This window comes from Stenotrophomonas sp. SPM (assembly GCF_003105135.1).
In the GTDB taxonomy this organism is placed as follows: domain Bacteria; phylum Pseudomonadota; class Gammaproteobacteria; order Xanthomonadales; family Xanthomonadaceae; genus Stenotrophomonas.
Window position 1 is genome coordinate 1 of the sequence record NZ_QETL01000116.1, and the last position, 11,356, is coordinate 11,356.

The window sequence follows — 11,356 nt, forward strand, 5'->3', positions numbered from 1 at the left end:
CCCCACCGGCAGCTGCCGGCGCAGGCGCTCGGCCACCACCGCCGCCAGCGCGCCCGGCAGCACCAGGCCCACCACGTTGAAGGCCAGCGCGTGCGGCACGCCGTGGGCCCCGAGCAGCGCCACCGGGTGCATGGCCTGGGAGTAGCCGCCCAGCGCCGCGCCGAAACCGACGACCGCCAGCACGAAGCACGCGGCGGCCAGCAGCCCCAACCAACGATCAAGCCAGAGCACGGACATCGCGCGGATCCACCTGTAATGAAAGACCGCTGCATTGTCGCGGCAGGCGCGGCAACCGCCAAGCCACGACGCGCCTGCCGGTGCCCAGTGTGAGGACAGGGTTGAGACCGACATGGATCGACACCATAGAATCGGTCTCCAGTTGCCAGGCGATACTTCCCCCATGACCGAGACGACGACCCACGTATTCGACGCCACCACCGCGACCTTCGAGGCCGAGGTGCTGCAGAAGTCCCTGCAGACGCCGGTGCTGGTGGACTTCTGGGCTACCTGGTGCGGCCCTTGCAAGACCCTGGGCCCCATGCTGGAAAAGCTGGCCGCCGAGTACAACGGCGCGTTCGAGCTGGCCAAGGTCGATGTCGACGCCGAACAGCAGATCGCCGCCGCCTTCCAGATCCGTTCGGTGCCGACCGTGTTCCTGGTCAAGGGCGGCCAGCTGGTCGACGGCTTCCCCGGCGCCATCCCCGAAGGCCAGCTGCGTGAATTCCTGGCCCAGCACGGCATCGTGCCGGCCGACATCGGCGACACCGTGGCCGAAGACGAAGCGCCGCTGGACCCGCAGGCGCAGGTGGACGTGCTGCGTGCGCAGATCGCCGCCGAGCCGGACAAGGACGAGCTGAAGCTGGACCTCGCCCTGGCCCTGCTGCAGGTGGGCGGCGTGGACGAGGCCGGCACCCTGATCGACGCCCTGCCCGCCAACCTGGCCACCGATGACCGAGCGGTGCGCGGCCGTGCGCGCCTGGCCTTCGCCACCGCGCTGAAGGATGCGCCCTCTGCCGAGACCTTGGACGCGCGCATCGCCGCCGACGGCAAGGACCTGCAGGCCCGCCATCTGCGCGGCGTGCAGCTGCTGCTCGGCGGCCACGACGAAGCCGCGCTGGAACAGTTCCTGGAGATGCTGCGGATCGACCGTACCTTCTCCGAAGGCCTGCCGCGCAAGGTGCTGATCGATGCTTTCAACGTCATCACCGACGAGGACCTGGTTGGCCGCTACCGCCGGAAGATGGCCTCGCTGCTGTTCTGAACAAAGACGCGTCTCGTTCAGAAATCCTGCACTGACCGCGGGCAATAATGTGATCGGTAGCGTCCTTTTGGCCGCTACGATCCATTCGGGGGGATGAGGTCGGGGCCATGGGGTCTTGCAGCTGCGCCCCCGCACAGCCGGGACAGCACTCCGTGACCGTTGGCCGTTCGTCGCCTTTCCTTGCCCTTCGCTTCGCCGCACTGCTGTGCGCCCTGCTCCTGCTGCCCGGCCTCGCCGCCGCACAGGACTGGAACTACCGGGTCCGCCCCGGCGATACCCTCTGGGACCTGGGCGGGCTGTACCTGAAGGCGGACGTGCCGTGGCAGCAGCTGCAGCAGTACAACCGCATCGACAACCCCTACCGCCTGCCGCCCGGCGGGCTGCTGCGCTTCCCGGTCAGCTGGCTGCGGGTCGAGCCGGCCCCGGCCCGCGTGCTGGCCGTGCGCGGCGCCGCGCAATTGGTGGCCGCCAATGGCAGTGCCCCCCGCGCGCTGAGCGCCGGCGAGCTGCTGCACATCGGCGACACCGTGCAGACCGATGCCGATGCCAGCGTCACCCTCGAATTCGCCGATGCATCGCGCCTGCAGCTGCGCGAGCACTCGCGGCTGCGCCTGGACCAGCTGAGCCGTTACGGCCGCACCGGCATGGTCGACACCCGCATGCGCCTGCAGCGGGGCAGGGCCAGCAACCGCGTCACCCCTGCCCGCGGCCCGGCGTCGCGCTACATCATCGATGCCCCTGCCGCCACAAGCAGCGTGCGCGGCACCGTGTTCCGGGTCAGTGCCGGCGACGGCACGCAGGTCGGTGCCACCGAAGTGCTGGAAGGCCGCGTGCAGGTCGGCAACCCGCATGGCCAGCGTCTGGTGCGCCCGGGCCAGGCCAGCCGCAGCGCCAGCGCCGACACCGCACCCGACGCCGTCTCCGCGCTGCTGCCCCCGCCGCGGCTGCGCAGCGATGCCACCGCGCTGGCACCACTGCCGGCACGCCTGGCATGGGAGCCGGTGGCCGCTGCCGACCACTACCGCGTTGAAGTCGTGCTGGCCGCCACGCCGGAGGTCCTGCTGTTCGCGGCCACCACCCGCGACACCTCGCTGGTCATCGACGACCTTCCGCCGGGTGCCCTGCGCCTGCTGCTGCGCGCCGTCGATGCGCAGGGCGTGGAAGGCCTGGATGCCAGCGCCGATTTCCTGCTCAGCGACCAGCCGCCACCGCCGCTGACCGTGTCGCCCCTGCACGGCCAGACCGTCAACAGTGACCGCCCGCGCTTCCGCTGGACCCAGGCCCCGGGCGCGAGCAGCAGCGTGCTGCAGATCGCCGCCGAGCCTCGTTTCCTGCAGCCGCTGCTGCAGCAGGCCATCACCGGCACCGACCTGCGCCTGGCCACGCCGATGCCGCCCGGCCAGTACTTCTGGCGCGTGGCCTCGCGCGATGGTCAGGGCCACCAGGGCCCATTTGGCCAGGCCCTGCCGCTGCAGCTCACCGACGAACCGGTCGACCCGGCCCTGCAGCCGCCCGAAGCTGGGCATGGCGAGCTGACCCTGCGCTGGCAGGCCGGCAGTGAAGGCCAGCGCTACCGCGTGCAGGTCGACCGCCGCGGTGACTTCAAGGCACCGCTGGTGGATGAAACGCTGGCGCAGCCGCAGGTCAGCTTCAAGCGACCGTGGCGCGGCACCCTGCACGTGCGCGTGCAGTACATCGACGACGACGGCCACGCTGGCCCGTTCTCACCGGCCCAGCAGGTCACGTTGCCGTGCCGGCTGTGCTACGGCGCCGGCGGCGGTGCCCTGCTGCTGTGGCTGCTGCTGTGAGGCGCTCGCCGCTGCCCTGGTCGCGGCGCATCCTGCTGGCCCTGCTGGCCGGCATCGCCACGGCGGTGGTCAGCGACGGGCAGTTCCTGTGGCGGCAGGATGAAGCGGCGTATGACCTGCTGGTGGGCGACTGGGAGTACCGGCCCGACCCCAGCGTGCTGATCGTGGCCATTGATGAAGACAGCCTGCAGCGTATCGGCCGGTGGCCGTGGCCACGCTCGGTGCATGCACGGCTGCTGGACCGGCTGACCGACGCCGGCGCCGAACGGGTGGTGCTGGACCTGATGCTGTCCGAGCCGGACCGCAACGATGCGCGCCAGGATGCGGCGCTGGCCGCGGCCATCCGCCGCAACGGCCGGGTGGTGCTGCCGGTACTGGCGGCGCCGGCGGCAGGCGACCGACTGGCCGAGGAACTACTGCCCATCCCGTTGATCGCGGCGAGCGCGGCGGCGATCGGCCACAGTGATGTCGAAGTCGATGGCGATGGCGTGGCCCGCGGCGTGTATCTGCGCGCCGGCATCGGCCAGGCGCACTGGCCGTCGCTGGGCATGGCCCTGGCCGGCATTCCGGCCAATCGCGTGCATGGCCTGGCCGACCCCGAGCCCGCGCTCGACTCGCCCTATCAATGGCGTCGCACCGACTACGTGCGCGTGCGCTATGCCGGCCCGCCCGAGCGCCTGCCGCAGGTCTCCTACGCCGATGTGCTCGATGGCCAGGTTGACGCGTCGCTGCTGCGCGCCCGGCGCATCGTGGTCGGCATGACCGCCGGCGGCATCGCACCGCGCCTGCTGACCCCGACCACCCGCGAGTACTGGATGAGCGGCAGCGAATACCAGGCCAACATCGCCTCGATGCTGCTGCAGGACAAGCAGATCAACGTGCTGCCACGCGCCGTGCAGGACCTGCTGTCCGGGTTGATGGCTGCACTGTGCGTGATGCTGCTTGGCCTGCGCCTGCCGTGGCTGGCTGCGCTCTGCTCGCTGCCGCTGGCCCCCGTGCTGGCCTGGCTGCTGCTGCGCGTGGGCAACCTGTGGTGGGCACCGGCCAGCGCCCAGCTCGGCGTAATGCTGATCCTGCTGGTGTGGGCGGTCTGGCGCATCTCGGCCTGGCATCGCCAGGCCAACCGCGATGCGCTGACCGGGCTGGGCAACCGCCTGCGTTTCGAACAGGCCCTGCAGGAGGAATGCGACGCCGCGCGGCGCGGTGGCAAGCCGCTGAGCCTGGCCTTGATCGACGTGGACCATTTCAAGCATCACAACGACCGCCACGGCCACCAGGTGGGTGACGACGTACTGCGCGACGTAGCCCGGCTGATCGCCGCACATGCGCGCCGCCCGCGCGACATGGCCGCGCGCTATGGCGGCGACGAGTTCGCACTGGTGCTGCCGGACACGCCGGCCGACGGTGCGCGCCTGGTGGTGGAAGACCTGATCGCCAGCGTGCGCGCCTTGCCGCCTCCGGGCGACGGCAGCGGCGCAGGCATCACCCTCACCATCGGCGTGTACACGCGCGTGCCCGACGGTAGCCTGCACCCCCATCATTTTGTTGAAGGCGCCGATGCCGCGCTGTACCGCGCCAAGGACAACGGCCGCGACGGCTATGCCATGAGTGGCGACCCGTAACGTCGAGCGTGCTCGACTGGCCGTGCCGTGACGCCCGTAGAGTCGAGCTTGCTCGACTGACCAAGCAGTCGAGCAAGCTCGACTCTACGAAAGCGGCCAGCGACACCATGCGTAGGGATAATCGCCCAGTCTCAGCGCCAGGCCTGCGCGTACAGGATTCTCCATCACGTACAGAACCTGCTGACGGACATCACGCTCGTCCCGTATCCAGTGATCGTAGTAGCCACGTTGCCAGACCGCAGCACTCCCCCCCAGTGTCGCGTTGATGGCAATGGCAGACCTCGATTTCAGGGACTGCACACAACGCCCCAGCCCACCTTCGCGCAACTGCATTACCCAGTGGAAATGATCTGGCATGACCACCCAAGCGAAGGACCGGGTCAATCCACGCCTGTCGCTGTCCTTGAAATGTTCCATCAAGGCGCCCGCACATTCCGGGACAGCAAACAAGGGACGGCGACCGGCCACTACGCTGGTAATCACGTAGAAGTGTCCAACCGCTGAAGTACGGCAGCGCAGGAGTGCGGGACTGGGCATGACCCAGAGTGGCGGTTGGGGCGGCGGCCGGCGCTAGGGATACACGGGTTCTGCCGTCGGTAGAGTCGAGTTTGCTCGACTGGTTTTCGCTGACACCGCGCCGAAAGCAGTCGAGCAAGCTCGACTCTACGAACGGCAAGGGCCAGGAGCAGTCGAGCAAGCTCGACTCTACGACGGACAGACTGGGGTTCAACATACGCATGCGAATGGTTAGACTCGGATCCTCGCCCCCGCGCCCCGCCCGCACATGAAAGCCAGCACGTTCCGCCTCGGTATCAATCTGTGGCCGCCGTTCCTGTTCACCGGCATCCATGTCACACGCATCACCCCGGACTACCGGCAGATCGAGGTGGAGCTGCGGATGCGCCCCTGGAACCGTAACTACGTCGGCACCCATTTCGGCGGCAGCCTGTTCGCGATGACCGATCCGTTCTGGATGCTCGGCCTGATGCATACCCTGGGCCGCGACTACTACGTGTGGGACCGCGCCGGCGCCATCGACTTCGTCAAGCCCGGGCGCGGCACCGTGCGCACCGCGTTCCATATCGACGAGGCGGTGCTGGATGAGCTGCGCGGCGAGGCCGCCAACGGAGAAAAGGTCCTGCGCTGGTTCAGCAACGACGTGGTCGATGCCTCCGGCGAAGTCGTCGCCCGCGTGCGCAAGCAGGTCTACGTGCGCCTGAAGCCGCAGGCACGCGGCAGCGCCGCCTGACTTACAACGGCACCGACAACATCGCATCATCCTTGTCGCCTGCATCACGCGCGCGGCGCGGCACCTGCAGCCGCGTGCCATCGGCCGACAGCACCGGCACGCGCGTGGATGAGCGCCATTGCGCCGGCAGGCGCTGCAGGGCCTGCTGCGGCCCCTCCGGCTGCTGTCGAAGCCAGCGCTGTGCACCCAGCAGGCGCAGCACGGCCGCCACGTCCTGGCTGCGTGCGACGTAATCCTGGTAGGCCGGGCCGGAGATGTCACTCAGCGTGCAGCCCACGATGTTGGCCAGGCAGCGCATATCCCAATCCGAGCCCGCAACCACCTCGACCGGCCGGTCGGCCTGCAGCGCAGCATCCGAGCCTGGACCACAGGCCCAGCCGAAGTTGGCGGCGAAGCGGCCCAGGGTGTGCTCGCGATCCATCACCAGCACGGTGCCGGTCTGCTGCAGCGATGCATCGATGGCGGCCCGGGTCATCGCGAACTCGCCCTGCATCGGCCGGCACAGGCTCTGCTCGGCGGCTTCCATCGGCTGCAACGCGCTTTCGCAGGCCGCCGGCAACATCTGGTCCGGCGGCAGTTCCGCCAGCATCTCCGCCAGCAGGTGCACGTTGGCGCGCACCATCGCGGCGCCGATCATGCTGTCGATGAGGGTATTGCCACCGCGCATCAGGCGCCGGCCCAGCTGCACCGAACGACAGCTGCCGGCCAGCGCCGCAGGAACATCGCCCTGCACGAAGGCCAGCGCATGCACGCCGCTGCCATCCATCAGCATCTGGTAGCGCGGCATCGGGAACAGTCCGGTGGCGCCGTCGGCCTGGAACGGGCTGTCGAAGCGCTCTGCATCGGCCAGCGCGTCCAGACGTTCATGCAGGCCCTCATGCCCGGCATGGGCGGCACGGAACTGCGCGGTATCGGCGCGCACCTTGGCCAGGCAGCTCTCGCCGGTGGACCGGCAATAGCCCTGGGTGTCGCCCTTCACTGCCGGCTGCGTGGCCGCCAGCGCGGAATCGATGACATCAGGCGTGGAGCGCGCCTGCCAGCGCCTGGCATCCTCGGCCAGCGCAGCCTCGCGCTGGGCAGGCCCCAGGCCGTCGAAGGGCAGCGTCCACAGCAGCGCGAACCCGTTCCTGCCCGGCACCTGCCGGACGTCTTCCAGCAGGCGTACCTGCTCTCGCTGGGCGGCCGCCAGCGGCCAGAATCGCGACATCGCCCACAGCAGCACCGCCAGCACCAGCAGCCCCAGCAGCCCCAGCAGGGCCCAGCCCACTCCGCGCAGAACCCTCAACACAACATCCCTTCCCTGTCCGGCTCCCGCCCCTGGGTTCCAGCGTAATCCAGCGCCGCCGGCCGCTACAATGCGCACATGTCGCTCGAAGCCCCCGCCCTGGTCCCCCGTCCTTCCCTGCAACGCCTGTTCCTGACCGGCCTGCTGACCCTGCTGCCGATCTGGCTGACCTGGGTCGTGGTGAAGTTTGTCTTCGTGTTGCTGTCGGGTATTTCCAGCCCGCTGGTGGTGCCGCTGTCCGAGCAGATCGCGACCAGCTTCCCGCACTACCTGGGCTGGGTCCATGCCGAGTGGATCCAGGACACCATCGCCCTGCTGGCCACTCTGCTGGTCATCCTGGCGGTCGGCGTGGCCAGTCGACGCGTGGTCGGCCAGCGCCTGCTGCGCTGGGTCGGCGCGATCATCAAGCGCATCCCGCTGGCCAGCATCATCTACGACAGCGCCAAGAAGCTGCTGGACATGCTGCAGACCGAACCGGGCAGCACCCAGCGCGTGGTCCTCATCGATTTCCCGCACCGTGACATGAAGTCGGTCGGCCTGGTCACCCGGGTCATCAAGGAACAGGGCACCGACCGCGAACTGGCGGCGGTGTACGTGCCGACCACGCCCAACCCGACCTCGGGCTACCTGGAAATCGTGCCGGTGGAACTGCTCACCCCGACCGACTGGACCGTGGACCAGGCGATGAGCTTCATCATTTCAGGCGGTGCGGTGGCCCCGGCCAGCGTGCCGTTCACCCGCGCCGGCGAACGCCCCGAGTGAGCACCACGCCCAGCGACGCGCCCTATGCGCGCCCCCTGCAGGACCGTGCGGTCCTGCTGTTCATCATCCTGGCCACGTTCTTCTGCGGCAACGCAGTGCTGGCCGAGCTGATCGGGGTCAAGATCTTCGCGCTGGAAGACACGCTGGGCATCGATGCGCTGAACTGGAACCTGTTCGGCCAGACCGGCTCGTTGAGCTTCACCGCCGGCACGCTGCTGTGGCCGGTGGTGTTCATCATGACCGACACCATCAACGAGTTCTTCGGCAAGCGCGGCGTGCGCTTCATCTCGTGGCTGGCGGTGGTGTTGATCGCCTACGGTTTCCTGTTCGCGTTCGCGGCGATCTCGCTGGCCCCGGCCAGCTGGTGGGTCACCTCGATGGATGCGCACGGCGTGCCGGACTACCAGGCGGCGTTCGCTGCGGTGTTCGGCCAGGGCATGTGGACCATCGCCGGTTCGCTGGTGGCCTTCCTGGTCGGCCAGCTGATCGACGTGGCGGTGTTCCATCGCATCCGCCAGGCCACCGGCGAGCGCCATGTCTGGCTGCGCGCCACGGGCTCGACCGCCGTCTCCCAGCTGGTGGACAGCTTCGTGGTTATCTGGATCGCCTTCGTGCTGGGCCCGCAGAAGTGGCCGACCTCGCTGTTCCTGGCCGTCAGCAGCGTCAACTACATCTACAAGATGGGCTTTGCGATCGCCCTGATTCCGTTGCTGTACCTGATGCGACGCGCGATCACCCGCTATCTGGGCGACCAACGCGCCGCGCAGCTGCGCGCTGCCGCTGCGGCTGACTGAAGCCCCAGCGACGGCAAGCTGACTGCGCCTTCACGCTGGCCGTACGCGCGCGGATCGTGCAAGCTCCACGGTCTGTGTTCCACGGAAGCTCCTGATGCCGTATCCCACCCGCGCCCTGGCCGCCGCCATCGCCGCGTTGTTCCTGTTCAGTGCCGTGCCGTCGGCAGAGGCAGCGAAGAAGAAGGCCAGCCGCCCCGCCGCCGCGCAGACCCGGCAGGCCGCCAAGCCGAAGGCCAAGCCCGCACGCGCCACCCCGGCCCGCGGCAGCAGCACGCGCCGCGCCGCAGCGCGCCCGGTCGCACCGGCCCGCGCCGTGCCCAAGCAGGTGCAGCTGGAGCGCCTGTACGACGAATACTGGGAAGCCTCGATGCGGTTGAACCCGCTGCAGGCCACGTTCCAGGGCGATGCCCGCTACAACGACCAGCTGCCCAACATACTCTCCGCCGCATGGCGCCAGCAGTCGCACGATTTCACCACCGAATGGCTGGGCAAGGTCGAGAAGGTCGGCAGTGACGGCCTGCAGGGCCAGGACCTGCTCAGCTACGAGATCTTCGTGCGCGATGCGCGCGCCTCGCTGGCCGCCGAGCGCTACCCGAGCTGGATGATGCCGATCAGCCAGTACTACAACATCGGCAGCATCATGGCGATCCTCGGCGCCGGTGCCGGCGCGCAGCCGTTCAACACGGTCAAGGATTACGACACCTGGTCGCGCCGCTCGCTGGGCATCCCCGACCTGTTCAACCAGGCCATCGACAACATGCGCCAGGGCATGAAGGCCGGCGTGGTGCAGCCGCGCGACCTGATGGAAAAGGTGCTGCCGCAGCTGGACGCGGTGATCACCCCGACCGCCGAGGAAAGCATCTTCTGGTCGCCGATCAGGACCATGCCGGGCGATATCCCCGCCGAGGAAAAAGCGCGCATCAGCGCCGAATACAAGCGCATGATCGAGCTGCGCATCCTGCCGTCCTACCGCGCACTGCGCGGCTTCATCGCCACCGAATACCTGCCGGCCACCCGCAGCAGCAGCGGCCTGGGCGCCCTGCCCGATGGCCAGGGCTGGTACGCCAACCTGATCGTGCAGACCACCGCCAGCGACCAGACCGCCGCCCAGCTGCATGCCCTGGGCGAGCAGCGCGTGCAGGAACTGGGCGCGCAGATCGCCACAGTGATGAAGAACAACAAACTGCGCGGTTCTCAGGCCAAGCTGCTGAAGAGCATGCGCAGCGACCGCCAGTTCCAGTACGGCGATGCCAACGCACTGATCAACCGCTACCGCCAGCTGCAGCAGCAGGTGGATGCGCGCCTGCCGCAGATCCTGGACACCCTGCCGAAGGATCGCCTGGAAGTGCGTGCGGTCGAGCCGGAGCGCGCGATGACCGCTGCCGCAGCGGCCTACCAGCCGGGCCAGCCGGGGCAACCCGGCGTGCTCTACATCAACACCCGCGACCTGCCCAGCCGCAAGCGCTGGAGCGTGCCGGTGCAGTACCTGCATGAAGCCATCCCCGGCCACCACGTGCAGCTGGGCCTGCAGCAGGAACTGGCCAAGCTGCCGCGCTTCCGCCGCCTCGGTGGCGACCTCGCCTTCGTCGAAGGCTGGGGCCTGTATGCCGAAACGCTGGGCGACGACCTGGGCGTCTACAGCGATCCCTACGACCGCATCGGTTATCTGTATTCGCGCCTGCTGCGCGCGGCCCGCGTCGTTGCCGATACCGGCGTGCATGCGCAGGGCTGGAGCAAGCAGCAGGCGGTGAACTACCTGCAGAAGACCGTGGACATGAGCGAGGACGACGCCAGCGCGGAAGTGGAACGGATCATGGCCCAGCCGGGCCAGGCACTGTCGAACGTGGCGGGCCTGAGCCGCATCCTCGCCCTGCGTGACAAAGCCAAGGCCCGCCAGGGCGCGGCCTTCGACCTGCGCCGCTTCCATGCCGAAGTGCTGAAGGATGGCTCGATGCCGCTGGACGTGCTGGAGCGCAAAGTGGACCGCTGGCTCGAACAGCCCGCCGCAGCGGCACCGGCCACGCCATGACCGGCGCAGCGACCGGCGGCCTGCTGGGCATCCACCATGCCGCCGTGATCTGCAGCGATTACGCACGTTCGAAGGATTTCTACGTGCGCATCCTCGGCCTGCGCGTGCTGGCCGAGAACCACCGTGCCGCGCGCGACTCGTGGAAGCTCGACCTGGCCCTGCCCGACGGTGGCCAGCTGGAGCTGTTCTCCTTCCCCGCCCCACCGCCACGCCCGAGCCGCCCAGAGGCCCAGGGCCTGCGCCACCTGGCCTTCCGGGTGGCCGCGCTGGAACCGATCATCCAGCGCCTGGCCGACCACGGCGTCGCCTGCGAACCGATGCGCGTGGACGAATACACCGGCGCCCGCTTCACCTTCTTCGCCGACCCCGACGACCTGCCGCTGGAGCTGTACGAAGCCGGTTGATCCGGCCCCGTGCCGACCAACGGTCGGCACCCACCATGAGCAGCGTGAACCTGTCAGAGGTGGGGCGGTGTGGGCTTGCAGGACCGCAGGCGCCATGGATGGCGCCTACGAGCCCCCATGGACGGGTTTACGGCGTGTCCTG

At 69.0% G+C, this 11,356-nt stretch carries 10 protein-coding genes and 1 pseudogene; 8 read left to right on the forward strand and 3 right to left on the reverse strand.

Features of this window, described 5'->3' with window-relative positions; translation table 11 throughout:
• Nucleotides 1-237 (reverse strand): annotated as a pseudogene (locus DCO49_RS17435) (DUF998 domain-containing protein); the annotation flags it as partial.
• 163 nt (nt 238-400) lie between these two features.
• Between DCO49_RS17435 and trxA the strand changes: the two are divergent.
• From trxA to DCO49_RS17450, 3 genes are all read left to right on the forward strand, one after another.
• Nucleotides 401-1,261, forward strand: coding sequence for a thioredoxin (gene trxA, locus DCO49_RS17440; protein ID WP_116865073.1), 861 nt, complete (start codon nt 401-403; stop codon nt 1,259-1,261).
• A gap of 107 nt (nt 1,262-1,368) precedes the next feature.
• Nucleotides 1,369-3,069, forward strand: coding sequence for a FecR domain-containing protein (locus tag DCO49_RS17445; protein ID WP_116865074.1), 1,701 nt, complete (start codon nt 1,369-1,371; stop codon nt 3,067-3,069).
• Nucleotides 3,066-4,691: a CHASE2 domain-containing protein gene (locus tag DCO49_RS17450; protein WP_116865075.1), complete on the forward strand. Its 1,626-nt coding sequence runs from the start codon at nt 3,066-3,068 to the stop codon at nt 4,689-4,691. The genes DCO49_RS17445 and DCO49_RS17450 overlap by 4 nt, the downstream gene beginning before the upstream one ends.
• 84 nt (nt 4,692-4,775) lie before the next feature.
• Here the strand turns inward: DCO49_RS17450 and DCO49_RS17455 are convergent, their stop codons facing one another.
• Nucleotides 4,776-5,174, reverse strand: a complete 399-nt coding sequence (locus DCO49_RS17455; RefSeq protein WP_165835750.1) for a transposase — start codon at nt 5,172-5,174, stop codon at nt 4,776-4,778.
• A 301-nt stretch (nt 5,175-5,475) separates the two neighbouring features.
• Here DCO49_RS17455 and DCO49_RS17460 point away from each other — a divergent pair, with 301 nt between their 5' ends.
• Nucleotides 5,476-5,940: a DUF4442 domain-containing protein gene (locus DCO49_RS17460; RefSeq protein ID WP_116865077.1), complete on the forward strand. Its 465-nt coding sequence runs from the start codon at nt 5,476-5,478 to the stop codon at nt 5,938-5,940.
• 1 nt (nt 5,941) lies between these two features.
• Here the strand turns inward: DCO49_RS17460 and DCO49_RS17465 are convergent, their stop codons facing one another.
• Nucleotides 5,942-7,228, reverse strand: coding sequence for a hypothetical protein (locus tag DCO49_RS17465; RefSeq protein WP_116865078.1), 1,287 nt, complete (start codon nt 7,226-7,228; stop codon nt 5,942-5,944).
• A gap of 75 nt (nt 7,229-7,303) precedes the next feature.
• On the opposite strand from DCO49_RS17465, the gene DCO49_RS17470 reads away from it, so the two are divergent.
• The 4 genes from DCO49_RS17470 to DCO49_RS17485 all read left to right on the forward strand — a co-directional run bounded on the left by DCO49_RS17470 (nt 7,304) and on the right by DCO49_RS17485 (nt 11,214).
• Complete coding sequence (locus DCO49_RS17470; protein WP_079222700.1) at nt 7,304-7,987, forward strand: DUF502 domain-containing protein; 684 nt, start codon at nt 7,304-7,306, stop codon at nt 7,985-7,987.
• Nucleotides 7,984-8,781, forward strand: coding sequence for a queuosine precursor transporter (locus DCO49_RS17475; RefSeq protein WP_116865079.1), 798 nt, complete (start codon nt 7,984-7,986; stop codon nt 8,779-8,781). Before DCO49_RS17470 ends, DCO49_RS17475 begins: the two co-directional genes overlap by 4 nt.
• Nucleotides 8,782-8,875: 94 nt before the next feature.
• On the forward strand, nt 8,876-10,810 hold the full coding sequence (locus tag DCO49_RS17480; RefSeq protein WP_116865080.1) for a DUF885 family protein: 1,935 nt from the start codon (nt 8,876-8,878) through the stop codon (nt 10,808-10,810).
• Nucleotides 10,807-11,214: a VOC family protein gene (locus tag DCO49_RS17485; protein ID WP_116865081.1), complete on the forward strand. Its 408-nt coding sequence runs from the start codon at nt 10,807-10,809 to the stop codon at nt 11,212-11,214. Before DCO49_RS17480 ends, DCO49_RS17485 begins: the two co-directional genes overlap by 4 nt.
• Nucleotides 11,215-11,356: the final 142 nt, after the last annotated feature.